The organism is Pseudomonas silesiensis, assembly GCF_001661075.1.
GTDB lineage: Bacteria > Pseudomonadota > Gammaproteobacteria > Pseudomonadales > Pseudomonadaceae > Aquipseudomonas > Aquipseudomonas silesiensis.
Genome location: NZ_CP014870.1, coordinates 1632501 through 1653037, shown reverse-complemented (window position 1 = coordinate 1653037; position 20537 = coordinate 1632501). Strand labels below are relative to the sequence as shown.

At 61.1% G+C, this 20537-nt stretch carries 14 protein-coding genes, 2 tRNA genes and 3 rRNA genes (1 of these 19 only partly in view); 7 read left to right on the top strand and 12 right to left on the bottom strand.

What is annotated here, in order from left to right; all coding sequences use genetic code 11:
- Positions 1 to 6 precede the first annotated feature (6 nt).
- The 7 genes from PMA3_RS07515 to PMA3_RS07485 all read left to right on the top strand — a co-directional run bounded on the left by PMA3_RS07515 (position 7) and on the right by PMA3_RS07485 (position 7133).
- Entirely contained in the window at positions 7 to 546 is a 540-nt protein-coding gene (locus tag PMA3_RS07515; RefSeq protein WP_064676565.1) for a FixH family protein, read from the top strand.
- A 157-nt stretch (positions 547 to 703) separates the two neighbouring features.
- Entirely contained in the window at positions 704 to 3157 is a 2454-nt protein-coding gene (locus PMA3_RS07510) for a heavy metal translocating P-type ATPase (RefSeq protein ID WP_064676564.1), read from the top strand.
- 23 nt (positions 3158 to 3180) lie between these two features.
- A complete protein-coding gene (gene ccoS / locus PMA3_RS07505) occupies positions 3181 to 3399 on the top strand; it encodes a cbb3-type cytochrome oxidase assembly protein CcoS (RefSeq protein ID WP_064676563.1) in 219 nt (72 codons plus the stop codon).
- Entirely contained in the window at positions 3392 to 4075 is a 684-nt protein-coding gene (locus PMA3_RS07500; protein ID WP_064676562.1) for a sulfite exporter TauE/SafE family protein, read from the top strand. The genes ccoS and PMA3_RS07500 overlap by 8 nt, the downstream gene beginning before the upstream one ends.
- Positions 4076 to 4293: 218 nt before the next feature.
- Positions 4294 to 5676, top strand: coding sequence for an oxygen-independent coproporphyrinogen III oxidase (gene hemN / locus PMA3_RS07495; RefSeq protein ID WP_064680631.1), 1383 nt, complete (start codon positions 4294 to 4296; stop codon positions 5674 to 5676).
- A 94-nt stretch (positions 5677 to 5770) separates the two neighbouring features.
- Positions 5771 to 6505, top strand: a complete 735-nt coding sequence (gene fnr / locus PMA3_RS07490) for a fumarate/nitrate reduction transcriptional regulator Fnr (RefSeq protein WP_064676561.1) — start codon at positions 5771 to 5773, stop codon at positions 6503 to 6505.
- A 79-nt stretch (positions 6506 to 6584) separates the two neighbouring features.
- On the top strand, positions 6585 to 7133 hold the full coding sequence (locus tag PMA3_RS07485; RefSeq protein WP_064676560.1) for an adenine phosphoribosyltransferase: 549 nt from the start codon (positions 6585 to 6587) through the stop codon (positions 7131 to 7133).
- Between the two features lie 128 nt (positions 7134 to 7261).
- Here PMA3_RS07485 and recR read toward each other — a convergent pair whose 3' ends face one another.
- The 12 genes from recR to PMA3_RS07425 all read right to left on the bottom strand — a co-directional run.
- On the bottom strand, positions 7262 to 7864 hold the full coding sequence (gene recR / locus PMA3_RS07480) for a recombination mediator RecR (RefSeq protein ID WP_064676559.1): 603 nt from the start codon (positions 7862 to 7864) through the stop codon (positions 7262 to 7264).
- Positions 7865 to 7952: 88 nt separating this feature from the next.
- Complete coding sequence (locus PMA3_RS07475) at positions 7953 to 8990, bottom strand: NADP-dependent oxidoreductase (RefSeq protein WP_064676558.1); 1038 nt, start codon at positions 8988 to 8990, stop codon at positions 7953 to 7955.
- Between the two features lie 144 nt (positions 8991 to 9134).
- Positions 9135 to 10430, bottom strand: coding sequence for a flavin-dependent monooxygenase QhpG (qhpG, locus tag PMA3_RS07470; protein ID WP_064676557.1), 1296 nt, complete (start codon positions 10428 to 10430; stop codon positions 9135 to 9137).
- Positions 10427 to 11104, bottom strand: coding sequence for a subtilisin-like serine protease QhpE (gene qhpE / locus PMA3_RS07465; RefSeq protein ID WP_064676556.1), 678 nt, complete (start codon positions 11102 to 11104; stop codon positions 10427 to 10429). The genes qhpG and qhpE overlap by 4 nt, the downstream gene beginning before the upstream one ends.
- Positions 11094 to 12812, bottom strand: coding sequence for an ABC transporter ATP-binding protein (locus PMA3_RS07460; protein ID WP_064676555.1), 1719 nt, complete (start codon positions 12810 to 12812; stop codon positions 11094 to 11096). Before PMA3_RS07460 ends, qhpE begins: the two co-directional genes overlap by 11 nt.
- Positions 12812 to 14716: a sigma-54-dependent Fis family transcriptional regulator gene (locus PMA3_RS07455; RefSeq protein WP_064676554.1), complete on the bottom strand. Its 1905-nt coding sequence runs from the start codon at positions 14714 to 14716 to the stop codon at positions 12812 to 12814. The genes PMA3_RS07460 and PMA3_RS07455 overlap by 1 nt, the downstream gene beginning before the upstream one ends.
- Positions 14717 to 14833: 117 nt before the next feature.
- A complete protein-coding gene (gene mrdA, locus PMA3_RS07450; RefSeq protein ID WP_064676553.1) occupies positions 14834 to 16726 on the bottom strand; it encodes a penicillin-binding protein 2 in 1893 nt (630 codons plus the stop codon).
- Positions 16727 to 16802: 76 nt separating this feature from the next.
- Positions 16803 to 16918 (bottom strand): 5S ribosomal RNA (rrf, locus tag PMA3_RS07445).
- A gap of 152 nt (positions 16919 to 17070) precedes the next feature.
- A 23S ribosomal RNA gene (locus tag PMA3_RS07440) occupies positions 17071 to 19962 on the bottom strand.
- Between the two features lie 252 nt (positions 19963 to 20214).
- A tRNA-Ala gene (locus PMA3_RS07435) sits at positions 20215 to 20290 on the bottom strand.
- Between the two features lie 33 nt (positions 20291 to 20323).
- A tRNA-Ile gene (locus tag PMA3_RS07430) sits at positions 20324 to 20400 on the bottom strand.
- Between the two features lie 82 nt (positions 20401 to 20482).
- Positions 20483 to 20537, bottom strand: a 16S ribosomal RNA gene (locus tag PMA3_RS07425) (it continues 1484 nt past the right edge of the window).
- The 16S, 23S and 5S rRNA genes sit together here with 2 tRNA genes alongside, the layout of an rRNA operon.

Sequence of the window (20537 nt, the reverse complement as noted above, 5' to 3'; positions counted from 1 at the left end):
GTGACCATGCCCGCAGCAAATGCCACAAGTCCCTGGTACAAGCACCTTTGGCCGTGGATCATCATCGCCATCCTCGCCTGCTCGGTAGCGCTGACCTTGTCCATGGTGACCATCGCGGTGAACAACCCGGACAACCTGGTCAACGATAACTACTACGAGGCCGGCAAGGGCATCAACCGTTCGCTGGACCGTGAACTGCTGGCCCAGACCCTGCTGTTGCGCGCCAGCGTCCACCTGGATGGCGTGACCGGCGAAGTCGATGTACGCCTGGACGGCAACAGCGCACCGGACACCCTGGAGCTGAACCTGATCTCGCCGACCCAGCCGGAGAAGGATCGCAAGATCACCCTCGCCCGCAGCGAAACCGAACAGGGCCGCTACATCGGCCAGGTGAGCGACAAGGTCGACGGCCGCCGCTTCGTGGAGTTGCTGGGTGTGCAGGATGGGAAAACCTGGCGCATGTTCGAGGAAGAACAGGTCAGTCATGACAAGGATCTGCTGCTGGGTGACGAGCCGCTGCAGGGCGCGGAAGACCTGAAGAAGTAAAAACCTGCGCTTTGCGCATTCGCGGGCAAGCCCGCTCCCACAGTGGATCTGCGGTGGACACAAATGTTGTGTACGACACCGATCAAATGTGGGAGCGGGCTTGCCCGCGAAGAGGCCCTATCCAACGATAGAGATCTGCGGTACTAGTGATAATTCCATGACCACCACGCCACTCCCCTGCTACCACTGCGCCCTGCCCGTCCCGGCCGGCAGCCGCTTCACCGCTGCCGTCCTCGGTGAAACCCGCGAGTTCTGTTGCCCGGGTTGCCAGGCCGTGGCCGAGGCGATTGTCGCCGGGGGCCTTGAAAGCTATTACCAGCATCGCAGCGAAGCCTCGGCCAACCCCGAAGCCTTGCCCGTGCAACTGGTGGACGAGCTGGCGTTGTACGACCGCGCCGACGTGCAGAAACCCTTCGTTCGCCACGAAGGCGAGCTCGCCGAAACCACGTTATTGATGGAAGGCATCAGCTGCGCCGCCTGCGGCTGGCTGATCGAGAAACACCTGCGTGGCTTGCCGGCGGTGGCCGAAGCGCGCCTGAACCTGTCCAATCATCGCCTGCACGTACGCTGGGCCGACGGGCAATTGCCGCTGAGCCGGGTACTGAGCGAATTGCGCCACATCGGTTACGCCGCACACCCTTATCAAGCCGACCGTGCCAGCGAACAACTGGCCAGTGAAAACCGCCTGGCCCTGCGCCAGCTCGGGGTCGCCGGCCTGCTGTGGTTCCAGGCGATGATGGCGACCATGGCCACCTGGCCGGAATTCAATATCGACCTCAGCCCCGAGCTGCACACCATCCTGCGCTGGGTCGCACTGTTCCTCACCACGCCGATCGTGTTCTACAGTTGCGCGCCCTTCTTCAAGGGCGCCCTGCGCGACCTGCGCACCCGGCACCTGACCATGGACGTTTCGGTATCGCTGGCGATCGGCAGCGCCTACATCGCCGGGATCTGGACCTCGATCACCGGGGTCGGCGAACTGTACTTCGATGCCGTCGGCATGTTCGCGCTGTTCCTGCTGGCCGGACGCTACCTGGAACGCCGCGCCCGGGAACGTACCGCCGCTGCCACCGCGCAGCTGGTCAATCTGTTGCCCGCATCTTGCCTGCGCCTGAGTGCTGACGGCCAGAGCGAGCGCATCCTGCTCAGCGAATTGCGCGTGGGCGATCAGGTGCTGGTGCATCCCGGTGCGATCCTCCCGGCGGATGGCAAAATCCTCGACGGCCAGTCGAGCATCGACGAATCCCTGCTCACCGGAGAATACCTGCCGCAGTCACGGCTGCCGGGCGATGCGGTCACCGCTGGCACCCTGAACGTCGAGGGCGCATTGACCGTGCAAGTGCTGGCCCTCGGCCAGGACACCCGATTGTCCGCCATCGTCCGCCTGCTGGACCGTGCCCAGGCCGAAAAGCCGCGCCTGGCGGAAATTGCCGACCGCGCCGCGCAGTGGTTCCTGCTGCTGTCGCTGATTGCCGCGGCCGTCATCGGTCTGGTGTGGTGGGAACTGGATTCGTCACGGGCGTTCTGGATCGTGCTGGCGATGCTGGTTGCGACTTGCCCTTGCGCCTTGTCCCTGGCCACGCCGACCGCCCTCACCGCCGCCACCGGAACGCTGCATAGACTTGGCCTGTTGCTGACGCGCGGTCATGTGCTGGAAGGCCTGAACCAGATCGACACGGTGATTTTCGACAAGACCGGCACCCTCACAGAAGGCCGCCTGGCGCTGCGCTCGATCCGCCCGCTCGGCGCGCTCGACAGCGATGAATGCCTGAGCCTCGCCGCCGCCCTGGAAAACCGTTCCGAACACCCGATCGCCCGCGCTTTCGGCCGGGCGCCGCTGGCCGCTGAAGAAGTCCACAGTACGCCGGGCCTCGGCCTCCAGGGAATGGTCGGTGAACAACGTTTGCGTATCGGCCAACCGGGATTTGTCTGCGAACTCAGTGGTGCCGCCGTGCCCGCCATGCCGGACGAAGCCGGCCAATGGTTGCTGCTCGGCAACCACCAGGGGCCGCTGGCATGGTTTGTCCTCGACGACCGTTTGCGCAGCGACGCCCCCGCGCTGCTCGCCGCGTGCAAGGCCCGGGGCTGGCGCACGTTGCTGCTGTCCGGCGACAGTTCGCCGATGGTGGCCAGCGTCGCGGCTGAACTGGGCATCGACGAAGCCCGTGGCGGTTTGCGTCCGGACGATAAATTGCAGGTCTTGCAACAACTGCACAAGGAAGGTCGCAAGGTGTTGATGCTCGGTGACGGGGTCAACGACGTGCCGGTGCTGGCCGCCGCCGACATCAGCGTGGCGATGGGGTCGGCGACGGACCTGGCCAAGACCAGTGCCGATGCGGTGTTGCTGTCCAACCGGCTCGATGCACTGGTGCAAGCTTTCAGCCTGGCCCGGCGCACCCGTCGGGTAATCATCGAGAACCTGCTGTGGGCCGGGCTGTACAATGGCCTCATGTTGCCCTTCGCCGCCCTCGGCTGGATCACCCCGGTATGGGCCGCGGTCGGCATGTCCATCAGTTCGTTGACCGTGGTGCTGAACGCCCTGCGCCTGACTCGCCTGCCGAGCGCGCCCGCCGCCAGCGCCACGCCACAAACCCGCCCGCTGCCGGCCTGAGCCGCGCGGGCATGGAGTGACCCATGCCAGCTCTCTACGTGATGATCCCGGCCGCGCTGCTGATCGTGGCCATTGCGATCTACATTTTCTTCTGGGCGGTCGACAGCGGTCAGTACGACGATCTGGACGGCCCGGCCCACAGCATCCTGTTCGACGATCAGGACCCCAATCACCAGGCGGCGGTCGACGAGGCCGGCGGCCATCCGGCCAAACCGGACGACAAGGCGCCTCCGCATGCTTGAGTTGGCGCCCCTGCTGGTGTCTGCGGTGATTCTTGGCCTGCTCGGTGGTGGTCATTGCCTGGGGATGTGCGGCGGCTTGATGGGCGCGCTGACCCTGGCGATTCCCCAGGAGCAGCGCAGCCGACGCTTTCGGTTGCTGCTGGCCTATAACCTGGGACGAATTCTCAGCTATGCCGCCGCCGGCCTGCTGATCGGACTGGCCGGCTGGGCGGTGGCCAACAGCCCGGCCGCGATGTTCATGCGCGTCATCGCCGGGTTATTGCTGATCGCCATGGGCCTGTACCTGGCCGGGTGGTGGAGCGGCCTGACCCGCATCGAAAGCCTCGGTCGCGGCTTGTGGCGGCACATCCAGCCGGTTGCCAACAAATTGCTGCCGGTGTCGAGCCTGCCCCGCGCATTGCTGCTGGGCGCGCTCTGGGGCTGGCTGCCCTGCGGTCTGGTCTACAGCACGCTGCTGTGGTCGGCGAGTCAGGGCAATGCGCTGGACAGTGCACTGCTGATGCTCGCGTTCGGGCTGGGCACCTGGCCGGTGCTGCTGGCCACGGGGCTGGCGGCCGAGCGGGTCACAGCGTTGTTGCGCAAGCGCAGCGTACGTGTGGCCGGTGGGTTGCTGGTGATGCTGTTTGGTATCTGGACCTTGCCTGGGCCGCATCAGCATTGGCTCATGGGGCATTAGATCGGCGGTGGCCCCATCGCGGGCAAGCCCGCTCCCACAGGATCTTTGTTTGGAACACAGAACTGAGGCAATCCAAAATCCTGTGGGAGCGGGCTTGCCCGCGAAGAGGCCCTCACTGACACCACAGATCTCTACCTTTGATACAAATCAAGATGCCCCCACTCCGCCGCCCCTAGACTCGCCACCACAGCCAGCCTATCCGGGGGAATGCCCGCATGATGCTCGACGCCATTCGTTGGGACACCGATCTGATCCGCCGCTATGACCTGGCGGGACCGCGCTACACCTCCTATCCCACCGCCCTGCAGTTCGACGGTCATGTCGGCAGCTTCGACCTGTTCCATGCCCTGCGTGACAGCCGCAAGGCCCAGCGTCCGTTGTCGCTCTATGTGCATGTGCCCTTCTGCGCGAACATTTGCTACTACTGCGCCTGTAACAAAGTCATCACCAAGGACCGCGGCCGGGCCCTGCCTTATTTGCAGCGTCTGGAACAGGAAATCCAGCTGATCGCCTGCCACCTGGACCCGGCGCAGAAAGTCGAGCAGCTGCATTTCGGTGGTGGCACGCCGACTTTTCTCAGTCACGACGAACTGCGCCAGTTGATGGCCCGGTTGCGCAAAAGCTTCAACTTGCTGGACGATGATTCCGGCGACTACGGCATCGAGATCGACCCTCGCGAAGCCGATTGGTCGACCATGGGCCTGTTGCGTGAGCTGGGGTTCAATCGTGTCAGCATCGGCCTGCAGGACCTCGATCCGGCGGTGCAACGGGCGGTGAATCGCTTGCAAAGCCTGGAACAGACCCGCGCGGTGATCGACGCCGCCCGCACCCTGCAATTTCGCTCGATCAACATTGACCTCATCTATGGATTGCCGAGACAGACACCCGAGAACTTCGCGCGCACGGTCGACGAAGTCATCGCGCTGCAACCCGACCGGCTCTCGGTGTTCAACTATGCCCACCTGCCGGAACGCTTCATGCCCCAGCGTCGCATCAACAGCGACGAACTGCCGACACCGGCGCAGAAACTGGAGATGCTGCAGGGCACTATCCAACAACTGACCGCCGCCGGTTACCGCTACATCGGCATGGATCACTTCGCGCTCCCCGACGATGAACTGGCGATAGCCCAGGAAGAATCGACCCTGCAACGCAATTTCCAGGGCTACACCACCCACGGTCACTGCGACCTGATCGGCCTCGGCGTTTCGGCCATCAGCCAGATCGGCGACCTGTACTGCCAGAACAGCAGCGACCTGAATCAGTATCAGAACGCGCTGGCCTGCGTGCAACCGGCCACCAATCGCGGTCTGCTGTGCAACGCCGACGATCGCCTGCGTCGGGCCGTCATCCAGCAATTGATTTGCCACTTCAGCCTGGAATTCGCCAGGATCGAACACGACTTCAATATCGACTTTCAAGGTTACTTTGCCGATCTGTGGCCCCAACTGCAGATAATGGCCGGTGATGGCCTGATCGAAATCGATAACGAAAAAATCAGCGTGCTGCCCGCGGGGCGGTTGCTGGTGCGTTCAGTGTGCATGGTGTTCGACGCCTATCTGGGCGAGCAGAATCGCCAGCGATTTTCACGGGTAATTTAAACGCTGCGACAAAATCGCCAGGCGCTGGCTTGAATGTCCTCCCGTGAGTTACCCTTACGGCTTATGTGTGTTTTTTCCCACAAGGATTGAAGAAATGTCCGAGCCAGTAAAACTGCGCGCTCAAAGCCAGGCCCATTGCAAGGATTGCAGCCTGGCCCCCCTCTGCCTGCCACTTTCTCTGAATCTGGAAGACATGGAGGCGCTGGACGAAATCGTCAAACGTGGCCGCCCGCTGAAAAAGGGCGAGTTCCTGTTCCGTCAGGGCGACACATTCGATTCCGTTTATGCAGTTCGCGCCGGCGCCTTGAAGACCTTCAGCCTGAGCGATGGCGGCGAAGAGCAGCTCACCGGTTTCCATTTGCCGAGTGAACTGGTCGGCTTGTCGGGCATGGACACCGAAAAACACCCGGTCTCGGCGCAAGCGCTGGAAACCACCTCGGTCTGTGAAATTCCGTTCGAGCGCCTCGACGAGCTGGCGCTGCAACTGCCGCAACTGCGCCGACAATTGATGCGCGTCATGAGCCGCGAGATCCGTGACGATCAGCAAATGATGTTGCTGTTGTCGAAGAAAACCGCCGATGAGCGTATCGCGACGTTCCTGGTCAACCTCTCGGCACGCTTTCGCGCCCGGGGTTTTTCGGCCAATCAGTTCCGCCTGAGCATGTCGCGCAACGAAATCGGCAACTATCTGGGGCTGGCGGTGGAAACCGTTTCCCGGGTGTTCACGCGCTTTCAGCAAAACGAACTGATCGCCGCCGAAGGCAAGGAAATTCATATCCTCGACCCGATCCAGCTGTGCGCCTTGGCCGGCGGCTCGCTCGAAGGCTGACGGTGACATTTGCGGCTGAGCGAAAGGGCTCAGCCGCCGTTATACTGCGATGTTTGCAGCCTGCCAGGATTCTCCGACAATGGCCTTCGATTCTTTCGACATCAAATCCCTGATCCGCCCCGTGATCGACTTCCCCAAGCCAGGCGTGATCTTTCGCGACATCACCCCGTTGTTCCAGTCACCCACGGCCCTGCGCCTGGTGATGGACAGCTTCGCCCACCGTTATGTCGAAGCGGATTTCACCCACATCGGGGCGATGGACGCCCGTGGCTTCCTGATCGGTTCGGTGCTGGCCTATCAGTTGAACAAGCCGCTGGTGTTGTTCCGCAAGCAAGGCAAGCTGCCCGCCGACGTGCTGGCCGAGGGGTATGCGACCGAATACGGCGAAGCCTTCCTCGAGGTCCACGCCGACAGCCTGTGTGAAGGCGATGCGGTGGTGATGTTCGATGACCTGATTGCCACTGGCGGTACGCTGATTGCGGCGGCGAACCTGATTCGGCGCATGGGTGCGCGGGTGCATGAGGCGGCAGCGATTATTGATCTGCCGGAGCTGGGTGGGTCGCAGCGGCTGGAAGATATGGGGATTCCTACTTTTTGCCTGACGCAGTTTGCGCTGGACGATAAGTAGCGCGTTGCCTGCGCCGACGCCTTCGCGAGCAAGCCCGCTCCCACAGGGATCAAGGGTGTTCGCAGATTTTGCGTACACCAATGGACTCTGTGGGAGCGGGCTTGCCCGCGAAGGCGTCCGTGCGAACGCTACAGAGTAATGGGCTTACGCCCCGCAAACGAATGCGCCAACGTCCCGCCATCGACCAGTTCCAGCTCGCCCCCCAAGGGCACGCCATGGGCGATGCGCGAGGCGATCAGGCCCTTGTTGCTGAGCAACTGGGCGATGTAGTGCGCCGTGGCTTCACCTTCAACCGTCGGGTTGGTGGCGAGGATAACCTCAGTGAACGTGCCCGCTTCTTCAATTCGCGCCAGCAGTTGCGGAATACCGATGGCTTCCGGGCCCAGGCCGTCGAGAGGCGACAGGTGGCCCTTGAGCACGAAGTAGCGCCCACGAAAGCCCGTCTGTTCCACTGCATAGACATCCATCGGTCCTTCCACCACGCAGAGCAAGGTGTCGTCGCGACGGGTATCGGCGCATTGCGGGCACAGATCGTCTTCAGTCAGCGTGCGGCACAGCCGGCAGTGGCCAACGCCTTCCATGGCCTGGCTCAGTGCCAGGGCCAGGCGCGAGCCACCGCTGCGATCCCGCTCGAGCAGCTGCAACGCCATGCGTTGGGCAGTTTTCTGACCGACACCGGGCAAAATTCGCAGGGCATCGATCAGTTGGCGAATCAGTGGGCTGAAGCTCATGGGGAAAAGTCCGACAAAACAACGAGACGCGGTTTATACCCGCGCCTCCCCTTGAGCGTCAAATAGCAGCGTCAAATGGCAGGGTCAATTACTCGGCCTGCGCGACCCGAACCACCAGTTTGCCGAAGTTGCGCCCTTCCAGCAGACCGATGAAGGCCTCGGGCGCATTCTCCAGGCCATCGACCACATCCTCGCGGAATTTCACCTTGCCGTCGCGCACCCAGGGCGCCATGGCACTGACGAACTCCGGCTGACGGTCGCCGTAATCGTCGAACACGATGAAGCCCTGAATCCGCACCCGTTTGGTCAGCACGGTGCGCTGCAGTAGCGGCAGTTGATCCGGGCCGGTGGGTGCCTCGTGAGCGTTGTACGAAGCAATCAGGCCGCAGAGCGGAATCCGCGCCTTGGGGTTGAGCAGCGGCAATACCGCATCGAACACCTTGCCGCCGACGTTCTCGTAGTAGATGTCGATGCCGTCGGGGCAGGCGTTGGCCAGCTCCTCGGCGAAACGGGCGCTCTTGTGATCGATACAGGCATCGAAGCCCAGTTCGTCAACCACATAACGGCACTTTTTCTCACCGCCGGCCACGCCGACCACGCGCAGGCCTTTGATCTTCGCCACCTGGCCAACCACCGATCCCACCGCACCGGATGCCGCCGCGACCACCAGGGTTTCGCCGGCCTTGGGCTGGCCGATGTCCATCAGGCCCATGTAAGCGGTCATACCCGGCATGCCCAGCACACCCAGCGCCATCGACGGACTCGGCAGCCCGGAAGGTACCGGCATGATGTTACGACCGTCGCTGATGCTGTGGCTCTGCCAGCCGGTGGCGCCGACCACCAGATCACCTGCGTGGAATTTCGGATTCAGCGAGTGCTCGACCCGGCTGACGGCCCCACCGGTCATCACTTCGCCGATTTCCACAGGTGCGGCGTAGGATGGCGCATCACTCATGCGCCCGCGCATGTAGGGGTCCAGCGACAGATAAAGGGTCTTGAGCAGCACCTGACCGTCGGCCAGGTCCGGCAGCGCTTGCCTTTCCAGGCGGAAATTTTCCGGCGTCGGCGCGCCTGTCGGGCGCGATGCCAGGACGATACGTTGGTTGAGGGTCAATGCTTCGGGCATGCGAGCGTCTCCTTGTACGAAGAATTCGATGATATAGGGAGCAGACAGTCGTGGCGGTGCCGGGTTCGATGTTTCTGCCTGGCCCGGATCGTTCACCCTTTACAGGCAGTCCAGGACGTGACGCCTCCAATGCGCATGCAAAGGTCAGGGTTTGAATCCCTGAGCCAGCAACCAACTGCGTACCACCCGCCCCTGGTCCGCCGTCAACCCCGCCAACGCCTGCTCCGCCGGCTCTGTTCGCAACCGCCGCACCAATGGCGCCAACTCGATCCCTTGCACATGCCAGATGCCCAATGGCTGATCGGCTGTGATCACCACCTCGGCCTCATCGACAAAGCCATCCCTGAGTACCGGCGCGCGCTCGATCCTCAGCGCTTGAAAATCCGCCTCGGCATGAGCGACCACGGTATCCGGCCACTGTCGCCGCGCCTGCCAGAACGGTCGCCCGGACCAACGCTGCTCATCCGCATAAAAATCGCGCCCGATTCGCGCAAATCGCAAAAACAATTGCTCGACCCGCTGCTGATGAAATCGTTGCGCCAGCGCCGCTCGTTCAGGTTTTCGCAACAGCGTGTTGATCACCGTCGGCGCCTGTAACGCCGACGACAGCGACTGAAAAATCCCGTTGCCAGACAGTGGATCCACCGCCATTGCCGCATCACCGACGCGAATCCAGTGAGCGTCACAAACCTGTGGGCTCAGAATCGCCGTGCTGCTGCGGGCATGCAGCTGTAGATCGTTCTCGGGCCCCGCCGCAAAAAACGCCCGAGCCAACGCCGAAGCCTGGCGCCGCTGACGACAGTAATCGAGCAGTTGCGCCTTGCCTGGCAACCCGGCGCTGGCGACGTCAACCGTCCATTGCCAGTAGCACTGGCCGTCGGCCCGCCGCGCCATCCAGGCCCAGCCGTCCTCCAGACTTTCCACCGCGCTGGCGGTGGTGCCGGGTGCGCCTTGCCAGCGATTGAGCAGGCTGACCGTCTCCGGCCCGCGCAGGCCTTTGCCAAGCGCGGGCGCCTGACGGCCCCGGGCCTCCACCAGAAAATCCGCCAGCAACGTCGGACGCCCTTCGAGCTCGATCCGATGTCCCGCCGACGACGGGTGCACCGTCAACACCCGGGCCTCGATGAGTTCGACACCCGCCAGGCGCAGGTCCTCGCGCAAGCCTCGATCAAAGCTCGGGCGATCCACCAGATATTCGATGTTTTGCGCATGCTGCTGGCCGTTCCACGACACCTGGCGCTGGGAAGGCATGGCCGCATCCGCCAACGCCTGATTGAGCCCCGCCCCCCGCAATGCCTCGAGCACCCGCACGGACACGCCTTCCAGCGCGGCAAAGCGGCGCCACTCGCTGACCAGTGTTACCGGATAACCGAGCCGCCGCAGCCCCAGCGCAACGGCCGCTCCCGCCGGGCCGGCGCCGAGAATGACAATCGCCGTCATGGGCCGCTTCGCCGTTCAGGGCCGCGATATCGGGCGTTTTCGCGCAACCATTCGATGACCTGAGGGTTGTTCGCTTCGGGATGCGCCACCAAAAAACTGGCAATGTGCCCGCTCAAGGCTGCACACCCCAGGCTGGCGCCGGACTGCCCCGGATACGTCCCATGCACACAGGCCGCAAAATCCGCCTGGGCGCTGTCGAGCCACGACCATTCCGACTCGGCGCACCGCGCATCGCCGGTGACCCGCAGCACCTGTGGATAATTCGCCGGGAACACCCCCTCGCCTTGGGCCGGACTGGACGCACACAGCAGAATGCCCCGCGCCACCGCCGCGGCGCAGGCTTCGCGCAACAGGCTGCGATCCTGGCGCAGGCCCAGGCTGAGATTGATCAGGCGCACGTCCTGCGCCACCAGCCAATCAATGGCCGAGGCGATCTGCAAGGCGCTGGTGACACCCCGCTGGTCGAACACCTGGGCCACGCAAAACACCGCCGCCGGCGCCCGCCGACCGATGGCCTCGATCACGGCGCTGCCGTGGCCGAGCGGATCGTCGCGCAGGTCACTTTCCGCCAGGCCGTCCTCAAGTAACGAGAATCGCCGTCCGGCGACCACCTGCACCCGCTGCGCCGCCGAGTGCCCACTGTCCACCACGCCAATGCGCAACTCAGGTTTCATGCAGCACCGTTTTCGACGTCAGTACGCCGTCAAGCAATTCAAAGCGCAGGTCGGCATCGGCCAGGGTCGAGGGGCGATGGCTGATCAGGATGCGCGTACGACCGGCAAACAGACGGTCGATGGCCTCGATCACTTCACGCTCGGTGGCTTCATCCACCGCCGAGGTGGCCTCGTCCAGCACCAGGATCAGCGGATCCTGCAACAACGCCCGGGCAATGGCGATACGTTGTTTCTGCCCGCCGGACAATTGTTGGCCGCGCTCGCCCAATGGACTGTCGAGGCCTTCGGGCAAGGATGCGATCAGGCTGTCGAGTTGCGCCAGCCGCGCCACTTCGGCGATCGCTTCGCGACTGGCATCCGGTACGGCGTAGGCCAGGTTGTCGGCGAGGCTGCCGCGAAATAGCACGATGTCCTGACTGACCACGGCAATTCGCCGCCGCAGCTGGAACAGGTCCAGTTCCCGCAAGTCGACCTCCCCCAGCAACACCCGGCCCGATTGCGGATCGTGATGCCGTTGCAGCAGGTCGATCAGGGTCGATTTACCGACCCCGGAGCCACCGCTCAGGGCGACTTTCAAGCCATAGGGGATACGCGCATCGATGCCGCGCAAGGTCGAGGGGCGACCAGGATGGCTGAAGTGCACGTCGTCGAAACGCAGCTCGCCGGAGCTCGGCATCGGCTGTGGCGTAACGGGTGTCAGCACCGTCGGCTCTTCACCGCGCAACTCCATGACCCGCCCGAGGCTGACGGTCATCCGTTGAATCGCGACATACAGGCCCAGCAGACTCTGCACCGGGCCCACCGCCATGCCCAGGTAGGTGGAAAACGCGATCAGCGCCCCCAGTTGCCAGGTCCCCTGCACCACCCAGTAGCCGCCAATCAAAAACGCACAGGCTCGCGACAATGAAGTCAGGGTGCCCGGCACCGCCTGAGTGAAAAACTCGGTGACTTGCAGTCGCAGCAATTGGCTCATATAGCCCTGGCCCAGGGTTTCCAGCCGTCGCGCTTCACGCTGCTGCTGACCGGCGGACTGGATGAATTTCATCACCGGCAAGGTCTCGACCATGAACGAGGACATGTCCGCAGAGCGCTCGCGCAACTGCCGCACATCCCGTTCGACCTTGCGCCGCATCCAGCGCAGCCAGAGCACGTCCAGAGGAATCAGCACCAGTGCCAGCAACGAGAGTTCCCACGACAGGGTCACCAGCATCGCCACCGCGACCACCAGGCCGATCACGCTCGACACCGCCGAAAACAGCGAGTCCACGGCAAAGCGCTGGATCTCCGCGACGTCGCCATCGAGGCGGGACATCAGGTCACCGATGCGGCGCTGGCCGTAGAAGTTCGGCGACAGGGTTTGCAAATGCCGATAAAGATCGTCGCGCAGGGCAAACAGTATTCGCCCGGACAGCCGCGTGTGCAGGTATCGATTGATGCCCGACAGCAGCGTGCCGAGTAGCCCGGCCACGATCATCAGCCCGGCGATCAGCACCAGCATGGGAAAGTTGCGCGCCAACAGGCCATCGTCGATCAGCAACTTGGTCAGCCAGGGTTGCACCAGCACCAGCGCCGAGGCACAGGCCGACAGGCCGAGCAGCCCGGCAATCGCCAGCCGATGGGGGCGCACAAAGCTGTAGAGCCAGCGCAACGCCGCTTGCAGCGCTGCGGGGTTCTGGCTGTCGATCAGCCGAACGATCAGGCGCTGCATCACGAGCGCAACTGTTTGAGCTTGCGATACAGGGTCGCGCGGCTGATGCCCAGGGCGTCGGCGGCGGCCGAGACGTTGCCTTGATGAGTGTCCAGGGACTGGCGAATCAGCTCCAGTTCATTTTCGCGAATGCTCCCCGACTGAGGGCGTTCGGTGGCGGTCAGCTCGTCGAGCATGCTGTCGGGCAAGTGATCGAGGGTAAGCACCATATCGCCCGGTTCACGCATGGCCAACGCGGTGCGCAGGACCATCTCCAGCTGGCGGATGTTGCCCGGCCAGTGATAGGCGCCGAGCAAGCGGTTCAGGTCGTCATGCAGAAGCACCGTCGGCGCGTCGAGTTTGGTCAGCAAGCGCGCGACCAGGCCGCTGAAGTCGTCGCGTTCGCGCAGGGCAGGAAGCATCACGCTGATGCCGTTGACCCGGTAGAACAGATCTTCACGGAAGTGCTTTTCTTCCACAAGGCGCTTGAGGTCGCGGTGGGTGGCGCAGATCAGTGCGACGTCGATGTCTTGCTCTTCGCCAGCCCCCAGCGGGGCGACTTTGCGGTCCTGTAGCACGCGCAACAGACGTGCTTGCAGGGCCAATGGCATGTCGCCGATTTCGTCGAGGAACAAGGTGCCGCCGTGGGCCTGTTGCAGACGCCCGATCATGCCGCCACGCCGGGAGCCGGTGAACGCGCCTTCACGGTAGCCAAACAGTTCGGACTCGATCAGGCCTTCGGGGATCGCCGCGCAGTTCACCGCGACGAAGGGTTTATCGCAGCGGGTGCCGGCCATGTGCAAGGCACGGGCAATGACTTCCTTGCCGGTACCGGTTTCGCCCAGCAGCAACACCGGCAGTTCATTCGCCAGGCCCTGGCGGGCCATGCGCAAGGCCCGGGCATAACGGACGTTACTGCCGGCCAGGGATTCGAGGTCCGGTTGCGGTTTGGCGGTCTTGGCGGTGGTGCGCGGGGGCGTGCTGACGTTGATCGAGCGCTGCGGCGCGCGCAGGGTCTTGTAGAAGAATTCGCCTTTGGCGGTCTGCAGACTGCCGACCCCGCCCTGGTGCAGGCGCGATAGCAATTGCAAGCCGTCGACGCCCAGAAACTCTTCGCAGCGTCGACCGACCAGCACCGAACGTTCGGCACGCAGCAACTGGCAGGCCTGGGCACTGACCGCGAGAATCTGCCCGCCAAGGCTCACCGCCAGCAGGCCTTGCCAGGGGGATTCGAGGTATTGCCGACGGCTGTGGAATGCCAGGACGATTTCGTCCGGATAGCTTGAGTTGAAGATGCGGCTTTCGATCTGGCTGACGGCCATGGCCAGCAGCGCGGTGCTGTCATGGACCCGGCCGAGCGGGCCTTCGCGGGTCAGGTCGAGCACGCCGAGGATGTCCCCTTGGGGGCAATGGATCGGCACCGAAGTGCAGGAGAAATCGCTCAGGCGATCGAGGTAATGTTCGCCGCAATCGATCATTGTTGGCCGGGCTTCCACCAGCGCGGTGCCCAGGGCATTGGTGCCGCGGACGGCTTCGCTCCAGCAGGCGCCGAGGGTGATGTCTTGCAGGCCGCTGCCCTTGAGGCGATCGGCGCGCCCTTCGACGGCCAGGATGGTGGCATCGGAGTTGGCGAGGATGATCAGCCCTTCCTTGCCCTGGCGCTCGGCCAGGTAATCGATCGCCGGCAACGCGGCGTCGATCAGCAGGCGGTTGCTCGCCAACAGCACGTCGAGACTCGCGCCCGACCCCAGCGCCAGTTCGTGCTTGGCATTGAAATGCACACCGTGGCTGAGGCTGCGTCGCCACGAGGCATCGATTTCCGCCCGCAACACTCCATCCGGGACTTCGCCCTCGAGATGGAGTTTTTCCCGGGCCAGCCGGGCTTCGCGGTGCAGCTTGGGTGGAGTGGTTTTTATCAGCGTCATCAAGCGCTCCGGAGCGGTCCGCTTTGCGCATCTTCAAGTTCAGCGCCCTGGCGCAATCTTTACGTTAACGTCAGGGCGATGGCAAGTGCCTTATGGCGCTTGTGTCTCAACTATCATTCAGACGTGCGGGTCGCCGGGCTTTTTGCTCGGCGTGGCGTATTGCGGCTTCAGGTGACCGTCCTGATCGAGCAGCCAGGCGTCCATGATCTGCCGCACCACGGGACCGGCAACGCGACCACCGGCCTCGCCGTTTTCGATCATCACCGAGATGACGATCTTTGGATGCTCGGCCGGCGCGAAGCCGACGAACAAGGCGTTATCGCGGTTACGTTCCAGGGTTTTCGCGCGGTTGTAGCGCTCGCCCTGCTTGATCGCCACCACCTGCGCAGTGCCACTCTTGCCGGCGATGCGGTATTGCGCGCCCGCCGCTGCCGCCCGGGCAATCCCGCGCGCGTCGTGCATCACCATCTGCATGCCGTGGTTGACCTGCTCCCAGTCACGGGGGTCCTTGAGCAGGATGTTCGGCATCGGATGCTCATCCACCGGGGCGATGCCATCCACCGTCATGGCCAGGTGCGGCCGGTTCCAGACGCCCTTGTTGGCGATCAACGCAGTGGCCTGGGCCAGTTGCAGTGGCGTGACCTGCATGTAGCCCTGGCCGATGCCGAGGATCACCGTTTCGCCGGGGAACCAGGGTTGTCGACGTGTGGCGCGCTTCCAGGCCTGGGAAGGCATCAGCCCGGCAGACTCTTCGAACATGTCCAGCGAGACCTTCTCGCCCAGGCCGAACATGGCCATGTAGTCGTGCAGGCGATCGATGCCCAGCTTGTGGGCCAGGTCATAGAAGTAGGTGTCGTTGGAGCGCATGATCGCCGCGTCCATGTCCACCCAGCCATCGCCGCTGTGGTTCCAGTTGCGGTATTTGTGATCGAAGTCCGGCAACTGGTAATAACCCGGATCGTAGACGCGGGTCTGCGGGGTGACCACACCGGCATCGAGACCGGCGATCGCCACTTCCGGCTTGATGGTCGAGCCGGGGGCATAGAGGCCGCGCAGCACGCGGTTGAACAGCGGCCGGTCGATGGAATCGTGCAGCGCCGCGTATTCCTTGAAGCTGATGCCCGTCACAAACAAATTCGGGTCGAAGCTTGGCTTGCTGACCATGGCCAACACGTCGCCGGTCGACGGGTCGAGCGCGACCACTGAACCGCGACGATCACCCAACGCTGCCTCGGCGGCTTCCTGGAGTTTGACGTCGAGGCTCAGGACGATGTTTTTGCCGGGGATCGGATCGGTGTGCTTGAGCACGCGCAGCACCCGGCCCTGGGCGTTGGTTTCGACTTCTTCGTAACCGACGTGGCCGTGCAATTGCGACTCGTAGAATTTCTCTATGCCGGTCTTGCCGATGGACTGGGTGCCGCGGTATTCCACCGAGTCCAGGACTTTGGATTCTTTCTCGTTGATACGGCCGACATAGCCGATCGAATGGGCGAAGTGCGCGCCCATCGGGTAGTGACGAACGAACTGCGGCTCGACGTCGATCCCTGGCAGACGGAACTCGTTCACGGCCAGTACCGCGATCTGTTCTTCGCTGAGTTCGTAGAACAGCGTGACGGGAACGAACGGATGGCGGGCCTGCTTCATGGCCTTGTCGAACAGGGTTCGGTCTTCGGCGGGCAAATGCAGGAGGTTGACCACTTCGTCCAGCTCCCCTTTGATATCGGAGGCCCGTTCGCGAGTGATGGTGAGGTTGAAGCTGGGGCGGTTGTCTGCCAGGACCACGCCGTTGCGATCGTAGATCAGCCCTCTGGAGGGGGTGATCGGCAGTACGTGCACGCGGTTGTTTTCGGAGATCGTCGAGTTGTAGTCGAATTCGAGTACCTGCAGGACGTACAGGCGCACGACCAAGGCGCAGGTAATGGCGGCGACTAACAAGGCGCAGGCCATCAGTCGCTTGTTGACCAGGCGCGTTTCCTGCTCGTGGTCCTTGATCGGTATCGGCTCGGGCATGTGTGCAGCATCCTACAAACAGCGGACAAAAACAAAACCCCTACCTGCATACGCAGATAGGGGTTTCGGAATTTAATCTTGACGATGACCTACTCTCACATGGGGAAACCCCACACTACCATCGGCGATGCATCGTTTCACTGCTGAGTTCGGGATGGGATCAGGTGGTTCCAATGCTCTATGGTCGTCAAGAAATTCGGGTACTGAGTCGTGACCTGATGGCCTCGCTTCAGCAAATTGGGTATGTAATAGATTTGTGTGTTGCTGGCGAACTTTCGGTTCATTGCGTCTTCACACACCGCAATCTGGTGCTCTTACGAGCAAGCAAATTGCTTGGGTGTTATATGGTCAAGCCTCACGGGCAATTAGTATTGGTTAGCTCAACGCCTCACAGCGCTTACACACCCAACCTATCAACGTCGTAGTCTTCGACGGCCCTTCAGGGGACTCAAGGTCCCAGTGAGATCTCATCTTGAGGCTAGTTTCCCGCTTAGATGCTTTCAGCGGTTATCTATTCCGAACATAGCTACCCGGCAATGCCACTGGCGTGACAACCGGAACACCAGAGGTTCGTCCACTCCGGTCCTCTCGTACTAGGAGCAGCCCCTCTCAAATCTCAAACGTCCACGGCAGATAGGGACCGAACTGTCTCACGACGTTCTAAACCCAGCTCGCGTACCACTTTAAATGGCGAACAGCCATACCCTTGGGACCGGCTTCAGCCCCAGGATGTGATGAGCCGACATCGAGGTGCCAAACACCGCCGTCGATATGAACTCTTGGGCGGTATCAGCCTGTTATCCCCGGAGTACCTTTTATCCGTTGAGCGATGGCCCTTCCATACAGAACCACCGGATCACTAAGACCTACTTTCGTACCTGCTCGACGTGTCTGTCTCGCAGTCAAGCGCGCTTTTGCCTTTATACTCTACGACCGATTTCCGACCGGTCTGAGCGCACCTTCGTACTCCTCCGTTACTCTTTAGGAGGAGACCGCCCCAGTCAAACTACCCACCATACACTGTCCTCGATCCGGATAACGGACCTGAGTTAGAACCTCAAAGTTGCCAGGGTGGTATTTCAAGGTTGGCTCCACGCGAACTGGCGTCCACGCTTCAAAGCCTCCCACCTATCCTACACAAGCAAATTCAAAGTCCAGTGCAAAGCTATAGTAAAGGTTCACGGGGTCTTTCCGTCTAGCCGCGGATACACTGCATCTTCACAGCGATTTCAATTTCACTGAGTCTCGGGTGGAGACAGCGCCGCCATCGTTACGCCATTCGTGCAGGTCGGAACTTACCCGACAAGGAATTTCGCTACCTTAGGACCGTTATAGTTACGGCCGCCGTTTACCGGGGCTTCGATCAAGAGCTTCGCGTTAGCTAACCCCATCAATTAACCTTCCGGCACCGGGCAGGCGTCACACCCTATACGTCCACTTTCGTGTTTGCAGAGTGCTGTGTTTTTAATAAACAGTCGCAGCGGCCTGGTATCTTCGACCGGCATGGGCTTACGCAGTAAATGCTTCACCCTCACCGGCGCACCTTCTCCCGAAGTTACGGTGCCATTTTGCCTAGTTCCTTCACCCGAGTTCTCTCAAGCGCCTTGGTATTCTCTACCCAACCACCTGTGTCGGTTTGGGGTACGGTTCCTGGTTACCTGAAGCTTAGAAGCTTTTCTTGGAAGCATGGCATCAACCACTTCGTGTTCTAAAAGAACACTCGTCATCAGCTCTCGGCCTTAGAATCCCGGATTTACCTAAGATTCCAGCCTACCACCTTAAACTTGGACAACCAACGCCAAGCTGGCCTAGCCTTCTCCGTCCCTCCATCGCAATAACCAGAAGTACAGGAATATTAACCTGTTTTCCATCGACTACGCTTTTCAGCCTCGCCTTAGGGACCGACTAACCCTGCGTCGATTAACGTTGCGCAGGAAACCTTGGTCTTTCGGCGTGGGTGTTTTTCACACCCATTGTCGTTACTCATGTCAGCATTCGCACTTCTGATACCTCCAGCAAGCTTCTCAACTCACCTTCACAGGCTTACAGAACGCTCCTCTACCGCATCACCTAAGTGATACCCGTAGCTTCGGTGTATGGTTTGAGCCCCGTTACATCTTCCGCGCAGGCCGACTCGACTAGTGAGCTATTACGCTTTCTTTAAAGGGTGGCTGCTTCTAAGCCAACCTCCTAGCTGTCTAAGCCTTCCCACATCGTTTCCCACTTAACCATAACTTTGGGACCTTAGCTGACGGTCTGGGTTGTTTCCCTTTTCACGACGGACGTTAGCACCCGCCGTGTGTCTCCCATGCTCGGCACTTGTAGGTATTCGGAGTTTGCATCGGTTTGGTAAGTCGGGATGACCCCCTAGCCGAAACAGTGCTCTACCCCCTACAGTGATACATGAGGCGCTACCTAAATAGCTTTCGAGGAGAACCAGCTATCTCCGAGCTTGATTAGCCTTTCACTCCGATCCACAGGTCATCCGCTAACTTTTCAACGGTAGTCGGTTCGGTCCTCCAGTTAGTGTTACCCAACCTTCAACCTGCCCATGGATAGATCGCCCGGTTTCGGGTCTATTCCCAGCGACTAGACGCCCTATTAAGACTCGCTTTCGCTACGCCTCCCCTATTCGGTTAAGCTCGCCACTGAAAATAAGTCGCTGACCCATTATACAAAAGGTACGCAGTCACCTAACAAAGTAGGCTCCCACTGCTTGTACGCATACGGTTTCAGGATCTATTTCACTCCCCTCTCCGGGGTTCTTTTCGCCTTTCCCTCACGGTACTAGTTCACTATCGGTCAGTCAGTAGTATTTAGCCTTGGAGGATGGTCCCCCCATATTCAGACAAAGTTTCTCGTGCTCCGTCCTACTCGATTTCATGACTAAGAGATTTTCGCGTACAGGGCTATCACCCACTATGGCCGCACTTTCCAGAGCGTTCCGCTAATCTCAAAGCCACTTAAGGGCTAGTCCCCGTTCGCTCGCCACTACTAAGGGAATCTCGGTTGATTTCTTTTCCTCAGGGTACTTAGATGTTTCAGTTCCCCTGGTTCGCTTCTTAAGCCTATGTATTCAGCTTAAGATACCTAACTTATGTTAGGTGGGTTCCCCCATTCAGACATCTCCGGATCAAAGTCTGTTTGCCGACTCCCCGAAGCTTTTCGCAGGCTACCACGTCTTTCATCGCCTCTGACTGCCAAGGCATCCACCGTATGCGCTTCTTCACTTGACCATATAACCCCAAGCAATCTGGTTATACTGTGAAGACGACATTCGCCGAAAATTCGCATGCATTGCTCAATTAAGAGCTACTCACAAATTTTACCTTAGCCTGATCCAACACCAGTGAAAGTGTTGTTCAGTCTATCTTTCTATCACATACCCAAATTTTTAAAGAACGATCTAATCAAAGACTAGAAATCAACATTTAGCCTTCATGCGAAGGAAATGCTCATTTTAAGCTTTCAACAAACAGAAGCAGTAGTGGTGGAGCCAAACGGGATCGAACCGTTGACCTCCTGCGTGCAAGGCAGGCGCTCTCCCAGCTGAGCTATGGCCCCATATTTCTACAGGCGTTTCCCACACAACAAAATTGGTGGGTCTGGGCAGATTCGAACTGCCGACCTCACCCTTATCAGGGGTGCGCTCTAACCAACTGAGCTACAGACCCAATTTCGGGCTGCTTTAAATCGTCTTCTTCAATGAATCAAGCAATTCGTGTGGGAACTTATGGAGCAGCTGATGTCGTCGATTAAGGAGGTGATCCAGCCGCAGGTTCCCCTACGGCTACCTTGTTACGACTTCACC

Bases quoted from the DNA above. Each gene is read 5' to 3' on its own strand.
- qhpE (WP_064676556.1), bottom strand. From the start codon at position 11,104: ATGAAACCTGAGTTGCGCATTGGCGTGGTGGACAGTGGGCACTCGGCG.
- PMA3_RS07515 (WP_064676565.1), top strand. From the start codon at position 7: ATGCCCGCAGCAAATGCCACAAGTCCCTGGTACAAGCACCTTTGGCCG.
- hemN (WP_064680631.1), top strand. From the start codon at position 4,294: ATGCTCGACGCCATTCGTTGGGACACCGATCTGATCCGCCGCTATGAC.
- mrdA (WP_064676553.1), bottom strand. From the start codon at position 16,726: ATGCCCGAGCCGATACCGATCAAGGACCACGAGCAGGAAACGCGCCTG.
- PMA3_RS07460 (WP_064676555.1), bottom strand. From the start codon at position 12,812: ATGCAGCGCCTGATCGTTCGGCTGATCGACAGCCAGAACCCCGCAGCG.
- PMA3_RS07510 (WP_064676564.1), top strand. From the start codon at position 704: ATGACCACCACGCCACTCCCCTGCTACCACTGCGCCCTGCCCGTCCCG.
- ccoS (WP_064676563.1), top strand. From the start codon at position 3,181: ATGCCAGCTCTCTACGTGATGATCCCGGCCGCGCTGCTGATCGTGGCC.
- PMA3_RS07455 (WP_064676554.1), bottom strand. From the start codon at position 14,716: ATGACGCTGATAAAAACCACTCCACCCAAGCTGCACCGCGAAGCCCGG.
- PMA3_RS07475 (WP_064676558.1), bottom strand. From the start codon at position 8,990: ATGCCCGAAGCATTGACCCTCAACCAACGTATCGTCCTGGCATCGCGC.
- PMA3_RS07485 (WP_064676560.1), top strand. From the start codon at position 6,585: ATGGCCTTCGATTCTTTCGACATCAAATCCCTGATCCGCCCCGTGATC.
- recR (WP_064676559.1), bottom strand. From the start codon at position 7,864: ATGAGCTTCAGCCCACTGATTCGCCAACTGATCGATGCCCTGCGAATT.
- qhpG (WP_064676557.1), bottom strand. From the start codon at position 10,430: ATGACGGCGATTGTCATTCTCGGCGCCGGCCCGGCGGGAGCGGCCGTT.
- fnr (WP_064676561.1), top strand. From the start codon at position 5,771: ATGTCCGAGCCAGTAAAACTGCGCGCTCAAAGCCAGGCCCATTGCAAG.
- PMA3_RS07500 (WP_064676562.1), top strand. From the start codon at position 3,392: ATGCTTGAGTTGGCGCCCCTGCTGGTGTCTGCGGTGATTCTTGGCCTG.